This is a genomic window from Pseudoroseicyclus sp. CXY001 (genome assembly GCF_041714655.1).
Lineage (GTDB): Bacteria > Pseudomonadota > Alphaproteobacteria > Rhodobacterales > Rhodobacteraceae > Pseudoroseicyclus_A.
Window position 1 is genome coordinate 398,224 of sequence record NZ_CP168219.1, and the last position, 15,389, is coordinate 413,612.

At 70.8% G+C, this 15,389-nt stretch carries 19 protein-coding genes; 9 read left to right on the forward strand and 10 right to left on the reverse strand.

Annotation, left to right across the window (positions count from 1 at the left end):
• Nucleotides 1–77 precede the first annotated feature (77 nt).
• On the reverse strand, nucleotides 78–1,577 hold the full coding sequence (locus tag ACAZ03_RS02105; protein WP_373355692.1) for a D-alanyl-D-alanine carboxypeptidase family protein: 1,500 nt from the start codon (nucleotides 1,575–1,577) through the stop codon (nucleotides 78–80).
• A gap of 266 nt (nucleotides 1,578–1,843) precedes the next feature.
• Nucleotides 1,844–2,533, reverse strand: coding sequence for an HAD family hydrolase (locus tag ACAZ03_RS02110; protein ID WP_373355694.1), 690 nt, complete (start codon nucleotides 2,531–2,533; stop codon nucleotides 1,844–1,846).
• A gap of 94 nt (nucleotides 2,534–2,627) precedes the next feature.
• Between ACAZ03_RS02110 and clpS the strand changes: the two genes are divergently transcribed.
• The 3 genes from clpS to ACAZ03_RS02125 are packed head-to-tail and all read left to right on the forward strand — an operon-like array spanning nucleotide 2,628 to nucleotide 4,801.
• A complete protein-coding gene (gene clpS / locus ACAZ03_RS02115; protein ID WP_373355695.1) occupies nucleotides 2,628–2,969 on the forward strand; it encodes an ATP-dependent Clp protease adapter ClpS in 342 nt (113 codons plus the stop codon).
• A gap of 22 nt (nucleotides 2,970–2,991) precedes the next feature.
• Nucleotides 2,992–3,963: a class I SAM-dependent methyltransferase gene (locus ACAZ03_RS02120; RefSeq protein ID WP_373355696.1), complete on the forward strand. Its 972-nt coding sequence runs from the start codon at nucleotides 2,992–2,994 to the stop codon at nucleotides 3,961–3,963.
• A 37-nt stretch (nucleotides 3,964–4,000) separates the two neighbouring features.
• The gene (locus tag ACAZ03_RS02125) at nucleotides 4,001–4,801 is read left to right on the forward strand and encodes an SDR family NAD(P)-dependent oxidoreductase (protein WP_373355697.1); all 801 of its coding nucleotides are present in this window, start codon (nucleotides 4,001–4,003) and stop codon (nucleotides 4,799–4,801) included.
• A 6-nt stretch (nucleotides 4,802–4,807) separates the two neighbouring features.
• Here the strand turns inward: ACAZ03_RS02125 and ACAZ03_RS02130 are convergent, their stop codons facing one another.
• Nucleotides 4,808–5,194, reverse strand: coding sequence for a hypothetical protein (locus ACAZ03_RS02130; protein WP_373355698.1), 387 nt, complete (start codon nucleotides 5,192–5,194; stop codon nucleotides 4,808–4,810).
• A 74-nt stretch (nucleotides 5,195–5,268) separates the two neighbouring features.
• Between ACAZ03_RS02130 and hemF the strand changes: the two genes are divergently transcribed.
• On the forward strand, nucleotides 5,269–6,150 hold the full coding sequence (gene hemF, locus ACAZ03_RS02135) for an oxygen-dependent coproporphyrinogen oxidase (RefSeq protein WP_373355700.1): 882 nt from the start codon (nucleotides 5,269–5,271) through the stop codon (nucleotides 6,148–6,150).
• Nucleotides 6,151–6,217: 67 nt separating this feature from the next.
• Here hemF and ACAZ03_RS02140 read toward each other — a convergent pair whose 3' ends face one another.
• Genes ACAZ03_RS02140 through hemE form a run of 3 tightly spaced genes read right to left on the reverse strand, consistent with a single transcriptional unit; the run spans nucleotide 6,218 to nucleotide 9,007 of the window.
• Nucleotides 6,218–6,925 (reverse strand): gamma-glutamyl-gamma-aminobutyrate hydrolase family protein, encoded by a 708-nt coding sequence (locus ACAZ03_RS02140; protein WP_373355701.1) that lies wholly within the window; start codon nucleotides 6,923–6,925, stop codon nucleotides 6,218–6,220.
• A 47-nt stretch (nucleotides 6,926–6,972) separates the two neighbouring features.
• Complete coding sequence (locus ACAZ03_RS02145; protein WP_373355702.1) at nucleotides 6,973–7,947, reverse strand: amidoligase family protein; 975 nt, start codon at nucleotides 7,945–7,947, stop codon at nucleotides 6,973–6,975.
• Nucleotides 7,948–7,969: 22 nt separating this feature from the next.
• Nucleotides 7,970–9,007, reverse strand: coding sequence for a uroporphyrinogen decarboxylase (hemE, locus tag ACAZ03_RS02150; RefSeq protein WP_373357026.1), 1,038 nt, complete (start codon nucleotides 9,005–9,007; stop codon nucleotides 7,970–7,972).
• Between the two features lie 80 nt (nucleotides 9,008–9,087).
• Here hemE and hemC point away from each other — a divergent pair, with 80 nt between their 5' ends.
• The 4 genes from hemC to yidD all read left to right on the forward strand — a co-directional run bounded on the left by hemC (nucleotide 9,088) and on the right by yidD (nucleotide 10,914).
• Nucleotides 9,088–10,032, forward strand: a complete 945-nt coding sequence (gene hemC / locus ACAZ03_RS02155) for a hydroxymethylbilane synthase (RefSeq protein WP_373355703.1) — start codon at nucleotides 9,088–9,090, stop codon at nucleotides 10,030–10,032.
• A gap of 143 nt (nucleotides 10,033–10,175) precedes the next feature.
• Complete coding sequence (gene rpmH / locus ACAZ03_RS02160; protein WP_373357027.1) at nucleotides 10,176–10,310, forward strand: 50S ribosomal protein L34; 135 nt, start codon at nucleotides 10,176–10,178, stop codon at nucleotides 10,308–10,310.
• Complete coding sequence (gene rnpA, locus ACAZ03_RS02165; protein ID WP_373357028.1) at nucleotides 10,307–10,696, forward strand: ribonuclease P protein component; 390 nt, start codon at nucleotides 10,307–10,309, stop codon at nucleotides 10,694–10,696. Before rpmH ends, rnpA begins: the two co-directional genes overlap by 4 nt.
• Entirely contained in the window at nucleotides 10,693–10,914 is a 222-nt protein-coding gene (gene yidD, locus ACAZ03_RS02170) for a membrane protein insertion efficiency factor YidD (RefSeq protein ID WP_373355704.1), read from the forward strand. The genes rnpA and yidD overlap by 4 nt, the downstream gene beginning before the upstream one ends.
• On the opposite strand, the gene ACAZ03_RS02175 is transcribed toward yidD, so the two are convergent.
• Together ACAZ03_RS02175 and nudC are read right to left on the reverse strand one after the other, a co-directional pair.
• Complete coding sequence (locus ACAZ03_RS02175) at nucleotides 10,911–11,384, reverse strand: hypothetical protein (RefSeq protein ID WP_373355705.1); 474 nt, start codon at nucleotides 11,382–11,384, stop codon at nucleotides 10,911–10,913. The genes yidD and ACAZ03_RS02175 overlap by 4 nt on opposite strands.
• Before the next feature lie 52 nt (nucleotides 11,385–11,436).
• Nucleotides 11,437–12,372 carry an NAD(+) diphosphatase gene (gene nudC, locus ACAZ03_RS02180; protein ID WP_373355706.1) on the reverse strand — a complete coding sequence of 312 codons (936 nt, stop codon included), beginning with the start codon at nucleotides 12,370–12,372 and terminating at the stop codon, nucleotides 11,437–11,439.
• A gap of 135 nt (nucleotides 12,373–12,507) precedes the next feature.
• Between nudC and ACAZ03_RS02185 the strand changes: the two genes are divergently transcribed.
• Complete coding sequence (locus ACAZ03_RS02185; protein ID WP_373355707.1) at nucleotides 12,508–14,409, forward strand: bifunctional 2',3'-cyclic-nucleotide 2'-phosphodiesterase/3'-nucleotidase; 1,902 nt, start codon at nucleotides 12,508–12,510, stop codon at nucleotides 14,407–14,409.
• A 31-nt stretch (nucleotides 14,410–14,440) separates the two neighbouring features.
• Here the strand turns inward: ACAZ03_RS02185 and rimM are convergent, their stop codons facing one another.
• The gene (gene rimM / locus ACAZ03_RS02190) at nucleotides 14,441–14,944 is read right to left on the reverse strand and encodes a ribosome maturation factor RimM (RefSeq protein WP_373355708.1); all 504 of its coding nucleotides are present in this window, start codon (nucleotides 14,942–14,944) and stop codon (nucleotides 14,441–14,443) included.
• Nucleotides 14,941–15,348 carry a 30S ribosomal protein S16 gene (rpsP, locus tag ACAZ03_RS02195; RefSeq protein WP_373355709.1) on the reverse strand — a complete coding sequence of 136 codons (408 nt, stop codon included), beginning with the start codon at nucleotides 15,346–15,348 and terminating at the stop codon, nucleotides 14,941–14,943. Before rpsP ends, rimM begins: the two co-directional genes overlap by 4 nt.
• Between the last annotated feature and the right edge of the window lie 41 nt (nucleotides 15,349–15,389).

Consider the following 15,389-nt stretch of genomic DNA (forward strand, 5'->3'; position numbering starts at 1 on the left):
CCTTTCCAAATACCCTTCAGGGGGGTCTGGGGGGGCAGACAGCCCCCCAGCCTCTCAACCTAGATCAGCGCCCGGGCTCAGCTCGCCTCGCCGATCATGAAGCAGGTCGTGCCCCGCGCCTGAAGCCGGCGGCAGGCGAGGTCGGCTCCCTCGCGCGTCAGCCCCATGAAGTTCGCGTCGAACCCCGTGGCCGATTGCACGACGCGGCGGAGCGAGCCTTCGAGCGTCGTCGTCTCTCCGAGCGCGACGCGGATCAGCACCCGCTCGGCCTCGCCGCGGGAGGCATAGCGGCCGACGTTGATGCCCCAGGTATGGCCGCCGGAGGTGGACAGGCGCGTCACGATCTCGGGCTCGGCATCGGGAAGGGCGCCGGGCTCGATTGCCTCGGCGGTCATGATGAGCTCTGCCGGCCGCGCGGGCGGCGCCGGAGCCTCGACCGGCGCGTATTCCGACGGGGCGGGCATCGAGGCCGCGACGACGAGCGTCCCGTCCGGGGCAGCGACGGCATCGGGCCCCGGGGCCTCGCTCGCCTCGGCGATGATCGCATCGGCCAGCGCCTGGGCGATGGCATCCGGCCCGGCTTCGGCGCCGGCACTGGCCAGGAGGGCCGCCTCGCCGCCCGTGCCCGCGCCGCCCGGCCGCGCCATCGGGCGGAGCGAGCGGTTGACGATGCCTGAGACGCGGATGGTCCGCGCCGCGGCGCCCGGGATCGCGGCCGCGCCCGGCGGCGCCGTCGCCACCAGATCGGCCCCCTCGCGAAGCGTCACCGCCGGCGGCGGTTCGGGCCGGTTCAGCCGGGCATTGGCCGGGGCGCGGTTGAAGCCGAGATTGAGGAGCTCGGTGATCTTCGTGGTGCGCTGCGCCGTGGAGGTGCCGCCGAAGACCGTGGCGATGATGCGCACGTTGCCGTGCTGGGCCGAGGCGGTCAGGTTGTAGCCGGCGGCGCGGGTATAGCCCGTCTTGATGCCGTCGGCGCCCGGGTAGCTGTCGAGGAAGCGCCGGTTGGTGCTCGACACGGTGGCGATGCCGGCATCGGCGGAGCGGCGGGAGAACAGATTGTAATACTGGGGAAAATCGTAGATCAGGTGCCGCCCGAGGATCGACATGTCCCGCGCGGTGGACATGTGGCCGTCGGCGGTCAGCCCGTTCATGTTGACGAAGGTGGTGTTGTTCATCCCCATCGCCCGCGCCGTGGCGTTCATCCGGCGGGCGAAGGCCTCCGAGCTGCCGGCAATGCCGATGCCGATCGCCGTCGCCGCGTCATTGGCGGAGCGGATGGCGGCGGCGCGGATCAGGTAGCGCAGCCGGATCGACGAGCCGGCCGAGACGCCGAGGCAGGAGCATTCCTGCCGGTCGGCCTCTTCGGTGATGCGGATCTCGGTATCGAGGCTGATCTCGCCGCGCTGCACCGCCTGGAAGGCGATGTAGAGCGTCATCATCTTGGTGAGCGAGGCGGGATGGAGCCTCGTGTTGGCGTTTTCCTCGTAGAGGGTCTCGCCGGTGCGCGCGTCCATGACATAGGCGGCGTAGGGGGCTGATCGTCCTGCCGTCGGCGCCAGTGCGGCGGCGAATAGCATGAACAGAATCAGCAGGCCCAACCGGGCCGTCCGCAGACTGGTGTTCGGCATTTTTTCACTGCCCGTTTTACTGCCTCGCGACTCCACTTCTTTGGCGGATGCCGCTTGATTGAGACTGACGCTAGCATGGGGTCAGGGGGCCGGAAACACCCCTTTTCTCAAAAAGTTCCGTGCTGAAGCTCATGTGCTTCGCAGATATGGTGTGGTGGTCTGGGCGGCCCCCTAGTTGTTGAGTCGCCCATCAAATCGCCAGCGAAAAATTGCCTCTAAATGAGTCTATCTACGAGGCGTGGCAGCTCGCCGAGGGCCGCAATGCGATGAAAGAGCGGGCTTTGCGCCGGGTCATCGGCCTCCTCCAGCGCCCAGGTCGTCTCATGCGGCACATGGACGCCATGCGCGCCTGCGGCGAGGGCCGGCAGCACGTCGGATTTCATCGAATTGCCTGCCATCAGCGCGAAGCCGGCCCCGGCGAAGACGCGGGCATAGGTCGCCTCGGTCTTGTCCGAGACGATCTCGACGGAATCGAAGGCCTCCCCCAGCCCCGATTGCGCCAGCTTGCGCTCCTGGTCGAGCAGGTCGCCCTTGGTGATGAGCACCACGCGCCCCCGCTCGGCCAGCGCCGCCACCGCCGCCACCGCCCCGGGGAGGAGCTCGATGGGATGGCGCAGCATCTCCTGCCCGGCGGCGAGCAATTCGGCGATGACCTCGCCGGGCACGCGATTGCCCGTCACCTCCAGCGCCGTCTCGATCATCGATAGCGTGAAGCCCTTGATTCCAAAGCCGTAATGCCCGATGTTCCGCCGCTCGGCGGCGAGGAGCCGCGCCTCCAGCGTCTCGGGTTCGGCATGATCGGCAAGGAGCTCGGCGAAGCGGCCCTGGGTCAGGCGGAAGAACTTCTCGTTGTGCCAGAGCGTGTCGTCGGCATCGAAGCCGAAAACCGGATCCTGAGCGGCCATCCCCGATTCCCTTGCAAACCGGCCTTTGCAGCCGCGCGCGAGCCCCTATATAACGCGGACACATCCAATGCGACGGGCGAGACGAAAACGGACAATGCTGGCCGATTTCTACATGATGGCGGAAGGCGGGGATGATGACGGCGGTGACGTCGGCATCAAGGTCGAGACCCGCGCGAAGACCAAGCGTCCGCCGCTCTACAAGGTGCTGATCCTCAACGACGACTACACGCCCATGGAGTTCGTCGTGCATGTGCTCGAGCGCTTCTTCGGCATGACCCATGCCCAGGCCTTCGAGCTAATGCTGACCGTGCACAAGAAGGGCGTGGCCGTCGTGGCCGTCTATTCCTACGAGATTGCAGAGACCAAGGTCGCGCAGGTGATGGATTTCGCCCAGCGCAACCAGCATCCGCTGCAATGCACGATGGAAAAGGAATAGGCCCCGGGAGGGCCGCAACCTCATGGCATCCTCACGCCTGTCCGCGGCCCTCGACGAGGGCCTGTTGAGCATTCCCGAAACGGGAGAGATTCTCGTGATGCGCCCGCCGGTCGGGGCCGACCTCGCCGGCCTGCCGGTGGAGCAGGTGCGCATCGAGACGGGCAACCGCGCCGAGGCCGGCTACTGGCAGGCGGCGGGCTACCGGATGGGCGAGGGCGGCGCGGCGGCGCTGGCGCTGGTCTATCTGCCGCGCTCGAAGGCCCTCGCCCGGGCGCTTATCGCCGAGGCGGCGGCGCGCGCCCCCGTGGTCGCCGTCGACGGGCCGAAGACCCATGGCGTCGATTCGCTCTGGCGCGAGGCGCGCAAGCGGCTCGGCGAGCTCGGCTCCGACACGCGCGACCACGGGCGGCTCTTCGTCATGTCCCCCGGCGAGGCGATGGCGGATTTCGCCGGCACCGGGCCGGCCGAGGCCGAGGACGGCTGGTTCCGCCAGCCCGGCATCTTCTCGGAGGACAAGATCGACCGCGGCTCGGCGCTGCTGGCCGAGGCGCTGCCGCCGAAGCTCCCCTCCCGCATGGCCGATTTCGGCGCCGGCTGGGGCTATCTCTCCCGCGCCATCCTGGAGCGGCGGGGGGTGGAAGCGCTCGATCTGGTGGAGGCGGAGGCGCTGGCGCTCGACTGCGCCCGGCTCAACGTCACCGACCCGCGCGCCAGCTTCCTCTGGGAGGATGTGACGACCTTCACCGCGCCGGAGGCCTACAGCGGCATCGTCATGAACCCGCCCTTCCATTCCGGCCGGGCGGGCGATCCCGGCCTCGGGCAGGCCTTCATTGCCGCCGCGCGGCGGAATCTCACGGCGGGCGGCCAGCTATGGCTTGTGGCCAACCGGCATCTTCCCTACGAGGCCGCCCTCGATGCCGCTTTTTCGCGCGTCGAAGACATTGGCGGCGATACCGCCTTCAAACTCTTCCGCGCGACTCGCCCGCGGCGGTGAACTTCGCTTAAGGTCCCCAGGAGGGACGGAGGCAGACATGAGCTTCTCGATCGACGGCAAGACCGCCATCGTTACCGGTGGCGCCCATGGCGTGGGCCTGGCCATCGGCCTGCACTTCCTCGAGGAAGGCGCCAATGTCATCTTTGTCGACAGGGATGAAGAAGGGCTGAACGCCGAGCTGGGCGATGTGGCCCACGAGGGCAGCGCCGCGCGCATCTTCGCCGGCGACCTGCGCGAGAAGCTGACCATCGCCAACCTCCTGTCGCTTTCCATCGACGCCTTCGACGGGGTGGACATCCTCGTCAACGCCGCCCGCCAGATCGTGCCGACGCAGCTCTTCGACCCCGAGGACAATTCGGTGGCGATCATGATCGAGCAGAACATGATGGCCTCGCTGCAGCTGAGCCGCATCGTCGCCAAGAAGATGATCAAGCTCGAGCCGGGCGACGAGGGGCCGCGCGGCTCCATCGTCAACATCTCCACCATCGCGGCGCGCATGGCGCATCCGGAGCTCCTGGCCTATTCCGTCTCGAATGCCGCGCTGGAGCAGATGACCCGCTCGATGGCCGTGGCGCTGGCGCCGGAGCGCATCCGCGTCAACGCCGTCTCCTTCGGCTCGGTCATGAGCCATTCGCTCCACGAGCGGCTGAAGGACGACGAGGAGATGCGCGCCCGCGTCATCGGGCGGACGCCGCTCGGCCGCATCGCCTCGCCCCGCGAGCTGGCGGAGGCGGTGCAGTTCCTCGCGTCCGAAGGCGCCGGCTTCATCACCGGCCAGGTGCTGACGGTGGACGGCGGGCGGAGCCTTCTCGACCCCGCCGCCTGCTCGGCCTTCTGAAGCGGCCTATTCCGGGTAGGCCGCCCGGCAGGCCGCGACCTGCCCCTGCACCTCGCCCGCCATCTGCCCCCGCCGCTCGCGCAGCGACGCCAGCTTGGCGCGCTCGGCATTGAGGTCGATGGCCACCGGCACCTGCCGGTCCACCGTCTCGGTCCGCTCGCATTGATAGGTGATCGACTGGCCGTCCTCGGTCATGCCGCCGCAGAGCCGCGGGCGGGTGACGAGCTCCTGCCGCGTCTCGAGCGCGAAGCCGCGGTCGAGATTCGCGGCGGTCTGGTCGATCAGCCGGTCGAGCGTCCGCAGCTCCTGCGCGGCACGGTTGATGCATTGCTCCTGCGGCGTGCCGCAGGCGGCAAGGGCGAGAAGCGGCAGGGAAAGGATGAGGCGGCGCATGGGGGGCTCCCGGGTCTTGGGTTCCCCGCCGGTTTGCGCCACAAGGCGGCGGTTATTCAATATCGGAGGCCGCGATGAGCGAAGACGAGCCCATGGAGGGCGAAAAGGCCCGCGCGGCCGCCTGGTTCCGCCAGCTCAGGGACGAGATCGTCGCTGCTTTCGAGGCGCTGGAAGACAGCCAGCCGGGCGAGGCCCCCGCCGGACGCTTCGAGCTGCGCGAGACGCGCCGGGGCGCCGAGGGCGAGGATGGCGGCGGCGGGCTCATGAGCGTGATGCGCGGCGGCCGGGTGTTCGAGAAGGTCGGCGTCAATGTCTCCGCCGTAAAGGGCATCCTCGGCGCCCCCGCCATCGCCAGCATGGCGGCGCGCGGCGTGCCCGGCATCGAGATGGATCCCCGCTTCTGGGCCTCCGGCATCTCGCTCGTCGCGCATCCGGTGAACCCGCATGTCCCCGCCGTCCACATGAACACCCGCATGTTCTGGACGCCCGGCGCCTGGTGGTTCGGCGGCGGCAGCGACCTCAACCCGGCGCTGCCCTATGACGAGGACACGGCGCATTTCCATGCCGTGCAGGAAGAGGCGCTCGCCCCCCATGGGCGCGACCTCTACCCCCGCCTCAAGGCATGGGCGGACGAGTATTTCTACATCCCCCACCGCGGCCGCGCCCGCGGCGTCGGCGGCATCTTCCTCGATGACCATGCCACCGGCGACTGGGAGGCGGATTTCGCCCTCATCCAGAGCATCGGCCGCGCCTTCCTGCCCGCCTGGCTGCCGCTCGCCGAGCGCCGCCGCGAGACGGAATGGACGGAGGCCGACCGCGAGGCGCAGCTCGTCCACCGGGGGCTCTATGCCGAATACAACCTCGTCTACGACCGCGGCACGAAATTCGGCCTCGCCACCTCGCACGATCCCGACGCCGTGCTGATGAGCCTGCCGCCGCTGGCGAAATGGGTCTGACCCGCCTCCTTCATCTGGCCGAAAATATGCCGGGGGGCTGCGGGGGGCTGGCCCCCCGCCCCCGCACTCAGGGCCGGCGCGCCGCCCGCATCTCGCGCTCCACCTCCGCCACCTGGCCCCGCCCGGCTGCATAGGCCCGCGCCGCCGTCACCAGCGCCCGGAAGATTGCCCGCTGCCGCCGCGCGTACCACAGGTGCTCGGGGTGCCACTGGACGCCGAGCGCGAAGGGGTCGGCCACCCGCTCCACCCCCTGCACCATGCCGCCGAGGTCGCGCGCTGCGACGCGAAGCCCCTCTCCCAGCCGGTCCACAGCCTGGGAATGGAGCGCGTTCACCCGCATCGGCGCTGCGCCGGCGATTCGCTCCAGCCGGCTGCCCTCGCAGATCCGCACGGTCTTGCGGGGCAGGATCGTGTAGACGCGCTTCGAGCGCGTGTAGGTGCGATAGGCATCCCGGTCGAGCGTGCCGCCCGTGGCCACGTTCAGCATCTGCGCCCCCCGGCAGATGCCGAGGAGCGGCATCCCCCGCGCGGCGGCGCCGGCGATGAGCGCCCGCTCCAGCGCGTCGCGCTCGGGGTCGATCCGCGCCGAGGTGACCACCTCGCCGGCATAGACATCGGCCGAGATGTCGTCTCCGCCGCCGATGATCACCCCGTCAACATCCTTCAGATCCGCCGGCCGCCCGGCGCCCCAGCGCACCGCCCGGCCACCCGTCACCAGGATGTTGAGCGCCACCAGCGGGAAGATCCGCCAGCCGGAGCGGGCCGAGGTCGTCACCGCGATGCGGGGCCGTTCGTGCCAGGGGGTCGCCCCGGGCGGGGCACTCAAGGCGCCAGCCCCCGGCTCATCACCAGATTGCCGCTGAAGCGCCGCCAGTCGGCGATGGTCGAGAAGACATCGCGCCGATGCGCCCGCCAGCGGCTCCTGAGCTCCGCCAGCAGCTCCGGCTCTCCGGCGAGGCGCTCGACGATCACCCAGCGGTTCCACTCATAGGCGATGCGCCAGCCCGCCGCGTTCACGCGGCTGTCGGGCAGGCGGTAATGGAAGGCGGGCCGCGGCTTCACCGCGCTCCGCTCGACGAGCGCCGCCCGCACCTTCGCGGGGCGAAGCGTCGCCAGCACCGGCAAGAGGTCGAGCCCGCGATTGCGGCTCTGCACATGCTCCAGATAGACCGCCGTCAGGTCATCGAGGCTCCAGCCCTCCGCCTCCGCCAGCGCGTCGGTGAAGCCGCGCGGCCAGGGGTCGGAGAAGGGCAGGACCCGCCGGGCCGGGTCGATCGGGTCGTCATAGCGCAGCCAGTCCTCGAGAAGGCCATAGGCGGTGACGATGGGCAGGATGTCCTCCACCTCCTGCCCCGGGATCTCCGGGTTGAGATGCAGGCCGAAGCCGTAGAGCGCCGCCGATTGCGAGCCCTCGGCGCCGGCCTGGCGCAGCGCCTCGCGGAGCGTGTCGAGCACCGGCAGGTCATCGGGCAGAAGCGGCTCGGTCACGATCTCCACCGGCACCAGCGCCCGGGCGAGGTCGAGCCCCGCCTCGGCGAGGGGGCCCCTGGCGCTCCGGTAGGCGGTGTCGAGATAGACCTTGAGCGCGCCGATCATCGTGCCGGTGACGCGAAACTCGCGGGCGCCCGCCGGCTCGACATCGCCGCCCAGCACCTCGGCGGCCAGCTCCGCCGCCTCGGCCTCCGTCAGGCCCGCGAATTCGAGCTCGACGCCCGTGCGGCGGGTCCCGCCCTCGGGCCCGTCCGGCCGGGGCAGCGGCGCGAAGGCGCTGCGATCGATGTCGGCGCTGCCGAGCATGGCTCAGCAACGCCCCTCTGGGTCAGGCTGTTCCGCGGATCGTCTCAATCATCAAGGCCACATTCTCGGGGTCGGCGTCGGGAGTGATTCCATGCCCCAGATTGAAGATATGGGGCCCCTTGGAAAAGGCCTTCACGATGGCCTTCGTCTCGTCCACCAACGCTTCGCCGCCCGTCACCATGTGGCGCGAGGCTAGGTTGCCCTGCACGCAGCCCGCGGGCTGCACATGCGCGGCGGCCCAATCGGCGGTGACGCCGTCGTCGAGCGCGATGCAATCCGCGCCGATGGCCTCATGGGCGCCCTCGAAGCGGGTGCCGGCCCCGCGGGGGAAGGCGATGACCGGCAGGCCCGGATGGCGGGCCTTCAGCGCGGCGGTGATCTCGCGCATCGGCGCCAGGGACCAGCGCTCGAAGGAATCGCCCTCGAGCGAGCCGGCCCAGGAATCGAAGAGCTTCACCACCTCGGCCCCGGCCTCCACCTGGGCGGAGAGATATTCGACCGTTGCCTCGGTTAGCCGCTCGATGATGCCGCCGAAGGTCGCCTCGTCCTCCACCCGCAGCTTGTGGGCCGGACCCTGATCGGGCGTGCCGCGCCCGGCGATCATATAGGTGGCGACGGTCCAGGGCGCCCCGGCGAAGCCGATGAGCGCCGTCTCGGCCGGCAGCTCCCGCGTGAGGATCTGCAGCGTGTCGTAGACCGGGCCGAGCGTGTCGTGGATCGCCGCAGTCGGGCGGAGCGCGGCCAGCTCCTCCGCCGTCGTCACCGGATCGAGCCGCGGCCCTTCGCCCGGCTCGAACCAGAGCTTTGCCCCCAGCGCCTGCGGCAGAAGCAGGATGTCGGCGAAGAGGATCGCGGCGTCGAAGCCGTAGCGGCGGATCGGCTGCAGCGTCACCTCGGCGGCGAGATCGGGCGCGTAGCACAGCGACAGAAAGTCGCCGGCCTGCGCGCGGGTCTCGCGGTACTCCGGCAGGTAGCGCCCGGCCTGCCGCATCATCCAGATCGGCGGGGTGGGGAGCACCTCGCCAGCCAATGCCCGCAAAAGGGCCTTCGTCTCGGTCATGGGGGTTCCTTCCATGGGGCTCTCGTCCCGCCCGGGCCGGGGCTTGTCAAGTCGCCGGCTTCGGCCTAGCCCTCCCGCCCATGTCTGATCGTCCCTCTCCCGCCTCGCCCCTTCGCATCGGCACCCGCGGCTCGCCGCTCGCGCTCGCCCAGGCGCATGAGACGCGCCACAGGCTGATGGAGGCCTGGGACCTGCCGATGGAGGCCTTCGAGGTCGTCATCGTGCAGACCACCGGCGACCGCGTTCAGGACCGTGCGCTGAAGGAGCTGGGTGGCAAGGGGCTCTTCACCCGCGAGATCGAGGAGGGGCTGATCCGCGCCGAGCTCGACATCGCCGTCCATTCCATGAAGGACATGCCGGTCCTGCAGCCCGAGGGGCTGACGCTCGATTGCCACCTGCCGCGCGAGGATGTGCGGGACGCCTTCGTCTCGCTCTCCCACGATGCGCTGGCGGCGCTGCCCCAGGGCGCCACCGTCGGCACCTCCAGCCTCCGCCGCCGGGCGCAGCTTCTGGTGCGGCGGCCCGACCTGCAGGTGGTGGAGTTCCGCGGCAACGTGCAGACGCGGCTGCGGAAACTGAGGGAAGAGGTGGCGGAGGCGACCTTCCTCGCCATGGCCGGCCTCAACCGGCTGGAGATGGCGGATACCGTCCCCGCGGCGCCGATCACCCCCGACGTGATGCTGCCCGCCGTCGCGCAGGGCGCCATCGGCATCGAGCGCCGGGCGGACGATTCGCGCGTGGCGGCGCTGCTGGAGCCGCTGCACCACCGCGAGACCGGCACGCGCCTCGCGGCCGAGCGCGGCTTCCTTGCAGCGCTCGACGGCTCCTGCGAGACGCCCATCGCCGGGCTGGCCGAGCTGTCGGGCGGGACGCTCCGGCTGCGCGGCGAAATCCTCAAGCCCGACGGGTCCGAGGCCCATGCCGGCGAGACCTCCGGCCCCGCCGAGCAGGCCGCCGCCATGGGGCGCGACCTCGCTGCCGAGCTCCTCTCCCGCGCGGGGGACGGCTTTTTCTACTGGCGGTGAGCGGGGCGCCGAATCCGCGCCGGAATCCGCCCCCCGGGCGTTGACAGACCAATCGTCACCCCTTAGACGACGGGCTTCGAATGACAGGGCCCCGGCTGCGAGCCTCGCTGCCGGTGCGGCCCCTGATGTGACGGAGAGCCGCGATGAAACGCACGTTCCAGCCTTCCAACCGCGTCCGCAAGGCGCGCCACGGCTTTCGCGCCCGCATGGCCACCAAGGCCGGCCGCAAGGTGCTGAACGCCCGCCGCGCGCGCGGCCGCAAGGTTCTGTCGGCCTGATCTTGGCCGCCGGAGGGGCGCCCGCGACCCTCAGGAGCCGCGCTGAATTTCTCAGAACCGCGCGAGGGGGCCGTGCCTTCTCGCGCGGTTTCGTGCTGCAGGGGCGGCCGCGGGACGCTGAAGTGTCCGAGCCTGCCCCGGACGAGGACGACGGCCAGATCCGCGTCGGCTACACCTGCTCCAAGAAGGTCGGCAATGCCGTGGCGCGCAACCGCGCCAAGCGCCGGCTGCGCGCCCTGGCGCGCGAGGTGATTCCCGCCCACGGCCGGCCCGGCTGGGATTACGTGCTGATCGGCAAGGCCGGCAGCACCGCCAGCCGGGATTTCTCCCTCCTCAAGGACGACCTCGCCCGCGCCCTCGCTGAACTCCACGAGGCCGCGGCGTGACGCCCTTCGCCTATGCGCTGTCGCTGCCCGTCCGCGCCTATCGGCTCGTCGGCTCGCCCTGGGTCGGCCATGGCTGCCGCTACACGCCCACCTGCTCGGCCTATGCGCTGGAGGCGCTGGAGAAGCACGGCGGCCTCAAGGGCGGCTGGCTGGCACTCCGCCGCCTGTCCCGTTGCCACCCGCTCGGCGGCTCGGGCATCGACAACGTGCCGGATTAGGCGCCCGCGCCCGGGTAGCGCTGCGAGAGCGTCTCGGCATAGCCGTTCACCCGCTCCTGCAGGCGCGCCGTCATCCGGCCCTGGCCGAGGCTGAGCGATGTGAGGAACACCTTCGTCTTCAGCGACTTGCCCTCGGCCGAGACGCTGAGGCGCAGCCCCGTCGACCGCTCGCCCTTCGGCGTCAGCGCCACATCGACGGTCAGCACCAGCCCCTGCGAGGCCGAGGTGAGCTGATAGCCCTCCGGCGGCGACCAGCGGGTGACGCGCGGCTTCAGATGCCGCTCATGGCCGCGGAAGGTGACATGGATATCCCAGCTCGTGCCCGGCCCGACCGGCGCGCCGGCCTCGGCCATCCGCTCCACGCGGGTGCCGCGCTCGCGGGCGAGCTGCTCGAAGCGGGCGAAATCGGCGAGCTGGTCGAAGACCCAAGGGGCGGGCGCGGCGATCTCGGCTTCGGCGGACAGGTCCATGGCGGCTCCTTGGCTGGCGTCCCCCGGGTGATGACAAGCGCGGGGGCGAAGGTCAATCCAGCCGGTCGGCGAGCCAGTGCCACATGAGGAACCCGGCGATGGCGCCGGGGCGGGGCGGGCGGATCTGAGGATCCTTGCCCGCGAAGACCTCCGCCAGCCGCTCGCGGCTGACCCAGAGCGCCTCGGCGATCTCGGCGGGGTCGAGGGTGAACTCTTTCGTCTCCGCCTGCCCGATGCAGCCGAACATGAGCGAGGTGGGGAAGGGCCAGGGCTGGCTGGCGAGGTAATCGACCGGCCCGATCCTGACGCCCGTCTCCTCCATCACCTCGCGGCGGACGGCGGCCTCGAGGCTTTCGCCCGGCTCGACGAAGCCGGCGAGGAGCGAGAACATCCCTTCCGGCCAGGCGGGGGAGCGGCCGAGGAGCAGGGAATTGCCCTTTGTCACCAGCATGATGACCACCGGATCGGTGCGGGGGAAATGCGCGCCGCCGCAGGCCGGGCAGCGCCGCTCCCAGCCGGCGGCGACCATGGCGCTCTCGGCGCCGCAGCGGGCGCAGAAGCGGTGGGAGCGGTGCCATTCGAAGAGCGCGCGGGACGTGGCGGCAAGCTCGGCGCCGCGCGCCGTCAGGCCCGGCATCAGCCGGCGGAGCTCGGTGAAGGCCCCCTCCGGCAGGTCCGGGTGGCGGTGCTCGGAGGCATCGCCGAAGCCGCCCTCCGGCGCCTCCGCCCCCGGCCAGTCGGCGATGTCGACCGCGAAGAGCGGCACCCCGTCCTCGCCGCGGCCGAGAAAGACGCGCGGCCCCTCTTCCAGCACCACCCGGGGCGGCAGGAGGCAGGGCTCGCCGTCCGCCGCCAGCGGCCGCCCGCGCCAGAGCGGCAGCACGCGCCCCTCGGCCCAGAGCGCCGCCTGACGCGCCTCGTCACTGCGGAGCATGGCGGCCCTGTCGAGCCCGGAGGTGGAGAAGGTGACCGTCTCGGCGCGTCTCATGCCGCTTCCTGCCACGGGCCGGCGGGGCAGGAAAGGGTGCAACGCTGCGGCGCTCTCCTCGCAATGGGCGATGGACGCCAGCGACAGGACTTGCCATGTTTTGCATGTAGTGGTTGAGCGGCGGTAGGTTGGCGAATGCCGCAGGTGAGCACAGGTATCGCAACGACGGCGGGGGAGACCGCCCACGTCCGCATCCTTGCGACGTCGGACCTGCACATGACCCTGCTCCCCTGGGATTACTTCACCGACACCGAGGACCCGCCCATCGGCCTTGCCCGCTGCGCGACGCTCGTCCGCCGCGCCCGCTCTGGCGCCCCCAATGCCTTTCTCTTCGACAATGGCGACTTCCTGCAGGGCAACCCGATGTCGGATTTCCTTGCCGAGCTGGCCGAGGCGGGCCGGCCGATGGCCAATCCGATGATCGGGGCGATGAACCTTCTCGGCTATGACGCGGTGACCTTGGGCAATCACGAGTTCAACTACGGGATCGACTATCTGGAGGCGGCGCTGGGCCAGGCCAACTTTCCTGCGGTCTCGGCCAATGTGGTCCGCCGCCTCGGCAACCAGCCGGAGAGCGACGATCCCCTCGTGCCGCCCTTCGTGGTGATCGACCGCGAGATCGTCACCGGCAACGGGATGCGGCGGCCGCTGAAGGTCGGCGTCATCGGCTTCGCGCCGCCGCAGATCGCGCTCTGGGACGGGCAGCACCTCGGCAACAGCATCGCGACGCGCGACATCGTCGAGGCGGCGCAGGCGCATCTGCCGCGGCTGAAGGCGGCGGGGGCCGAGATCGTGGTGGCGCTGTCGCATTCCGGGATCGGCAGTGCCGATTACGAGCCGGGGCGGGAGAATGCCTCGGTGCCCCTCGCCGCGCAGGAGGGGATCGACGCGCTGATCTGCGGGCATACGCACCGGATCTTCCCCCGGCCGGGGGGGCCGCGGCACGGCCCGGTGGATCATGACGCCGGCACGATCCACGGGCGGCCGGCGGCCATGCCCGGCGCCTTCGGCTCGCATCTGGCGGTGATCGACCTGGCGCTGGTGCGGCGGTCGGGCCGCTGGTCGGTGGTGCGCCATGCCTCGCGGCTCTTTCCGCTCCGCGGCATCGACGGCTCGCTGCCCGAGCCCGACCCCTACATCACCAAGCTCGCCGCCCCCGCCCACCACGCAACGCAGGAAGAGGTGCGCCGCCCGATCGGCCGGCTGGAGGGGCGGCTGCAGTCCTATTTCGCCCTCGCGGCGCCCGACCCCTGCCTGACGCTGGCGACGGATGCGATGCGCGACACCGCCGAGCGGCTGCTGGCCGACCTGCCCGAGCAGGGCCTGCCGATCCTCTGCGCGCACAGCCCGATGCGCTCGGGCGGGCACAAGGGGCCCGGCAATTACGTCGACATCCCCGAGGGGCCGCTGGCGCTGCGCCATGCGGCAGAGCTCTATGCCTATCCCAACCGCATGGTGGTGGTGGAGATGACGGGGCGCGACGTGGCCCGCTGGCTGGAGCGATCCGCCTCGATCTTCACGCAGCTGAGGATGGGCGAGAGCAACCAGCCGCTGATCGACGCCGATTGCCCGCCCTATATCTTCGACGTGCTCGACGGGCTGACCTACGAGATCGACCCGACGCGGCCGCCGATGTGCGATGCGGCCGGCATGTTGCTGACGCCCTCGGCGCATCGGGTCAGCCATATCCGGCTGGCGGACGGCACCGAGGTCACGCCGGAGATGCGGCTGGTGGTGGCGACGAATTCCTACCGGATCGGCGGCAGCGCCGGCTTCGGCATGGTGCGGCAGGGCCGCGTGCTGGCCGAGAGCCGGCAGTCGCTGAGGGATATCATCGCCGATTACGTCCGCCTCGGCTCGCCCGTGCATTCGGTGGCGCGGCGGGTCTGGCGCTTCACCTCGCTGCCGCGGACGAGGGCCATCTTCCAGACGGCGCCGGCGGCGGTGGAGGTGCTGAAGGGGCCCGACGCGCCGAGCCACATCCGCTCGCTCGGGCTCGTGCGGAACGGTTTCGGGCTTTACGAGGTGCGGTTCTGAAGGCGCGGCCCGCCCATACCGGGCGGGCGCGCTACTCGCTCTCTTCCGGCGGATCGGCGACCAGCCGCCCGGCGGCGAGGTCGACCGTGGGCACGACCGCCTTGGTGAAGGGCAGCAGCAGCGGCTTGCCGCCCTTGCGCTTGATTTCGAGAAGGTCCCCCGCCCCGTGATCGTAGATCGCATGGACGCGGCCGATCTCCTCCCCGCCGGAATCGAAGACCGGCAGGCCGATCAGGTCGGCGTGGTAATATTCATCCTCCGGCAGATCCGGCAGGCGGGAGCGCTCGGCATAGAGTTGCGTGCCCTTCAGGGCATCGGCCTGCTCCTTGGTCGCGATCCCGTCCAGCCGGGCCGTCAGGGCGCCGGAGGTGCGCCCGGTGAGCCGGACCGAGGGAAAGACCTCCCCCCGGTCCGTCGTCAGCGGCACGTAATCGGCAATCGCCTCGGGCTCGGCGCAGAAGCTCTTCAGCCGCACCTCGCCCTTGACGCCGAAGGCGCCGGCCACCGCGCCGATGATGACGCGGCTGTCGCTCACTCGGCGGCGTCCTTCTCGGCCGCCTCGTTGGCCTCGACCTGCGCGGCAGCGTCGGAACCCTCGGCCTCGGCGGCGCGGGCGGCCTTCTTCTCGGCGCGCTCCTGCATGGCCTTGCCGGGGACAGCCTTCTTCATGTTGGCGCGCTCTTTCTTCTCGGTGACGCCGGCGGCTTCGAGGAAGCGGCTGACGCGGTCGGTCGGCTGGGCGCCCTGGCCGAGCCAGTGCTTCACGCGCTCGACATCCATCTTCACGCGGTCTTCGCTGTCCTTGGGCAGGAGCGGGTTGTAGGTGCCGAGCTTCTCGATGAAGCGGCCGTCGCGCGGCATCCGGCTGTCGGAGGCGACGATGGAATAATGCGGGCGCTTCTTCGAGCCGCCGCGGGCGAGGCGAATTTTCATGGCCATGTGTGGTCTCCTTTGATGGCGCTGGGCGAGGGCCTTCGGCC

What these genes read in the sequence shown, in the direction of transcription:
- ACAZ03_RS02105 (WP_373355692.1), bottom strand. Translation starts at nt 1,577, where the DNA reads ATGCTATTCGCCGCCGCACTGGCGCCGACGGCAGGACGATCAGCCCCC.
- ACAZ03_RS02110 (WP_373355694.1), bottom strand. Translation starts at nt 2,533, where the DNA reads ATGGCCGCTCAGGATCCGGTTTTCGGCTTCGATGCCGACGACACGCTC.
- clpS (WP_373355695.1), top strand. Translation starts at nt 2,628, where the DNA reads ATGCTGGCCGATTTCTACATGATGGCGGAAGGCGGGGATGATGACGGC.
- ACAZ03_RS02120 (WP_373355696.1), top strand. Translation starts at nt 2,992, where the DNA reads ATGGCATCCTCACGCCTGTCCGCGGCCCTCGACGAGGGCCTGTTGAGC.
- ACAZ03_RS02125 (WP_373355697.1), top strand. Translation starts at nt 4,001, where the DNA reads ATGAGCTTCTCGATCGACGGCAAGACCGCCATCGTTACCGGTGGCGCC.
- ACAZ03_RS02130 (WP_373355698.1), bottom strand. Translation starts at nt 5,194, where the DNA reads ATGCGCCGCCTCATCCTTTCCCTGCCGCTTCTCGCCCTTGCCGCCTGC.
- hemF (WP_373355700.1), top strand. Translation starts at nt 5,269, where the DNA reads ATGAGCGAAGACGAGCCCATGGAGGGCGAAAAGGCCCGCGCGGCCGCC.
- ACAZ03_RS02145 (WP_373355702.1), bottom strand. Translation starts at nt 7,947, where the DNA reads ATGCTCGGCAGCGCCGACATCGATCGCAGCGCCTTCGCGCCGCTGCCC.
- hemE (WP_373357026.1), bottom strand. Translation starts at nt 9,007, where the DNA reads ATGACCGAGACGAAGGCCCTTTTGCGGGCATTGGCTGGCGAGGTGCTC.
- hemC (WP_373355703.1), top strand. Translation starts at nt 9,088, where the DNA reads ATGTCTGATCGTCCCTCTCCCGCCTCGCCCCTTCGCATCGGCACCCGC.
- rpmH (WP_373357027.1), top strand. Translation starts at nt 10,176, where the DNA reads ATGAAACGCACGTTCCAGCCTTCCAACCGCGTCCGCAAGGCGCGCCAC.
- ACAZ03_RS02175 (WP_373355705.1), bottom strand. Translation starts at nt 11,384, where the DNA reads ATGGACCTGTCCGCCGAAGCCGAGATCGCCGCGCCCGCCCCTTGGGTC.
- nudC (WP_373355706.1), bottom strand. Translation starts at nt 12,372, where the DNA reads ATGAGACGCGCCGAGACGGTCACCTTCTCCACCTCCGGGCTCGACAGG.
- ACAZ03_RS02185 (WP_373355707.1), top strand. Translation starts at nt 12,508, where the DNA reads ATGCCGCAGGTGAGCACAGGTATCGCAACGACGGCGGGGGAGACCGCC.
- rpsP (WP_373355709.1), bottom strand. Translation starts at nt 15,348, where the DNA reads ATGGCCATGAAAATTCGCCTCGCCCGCGGCGGCTCGAAGAAGCGCCCG.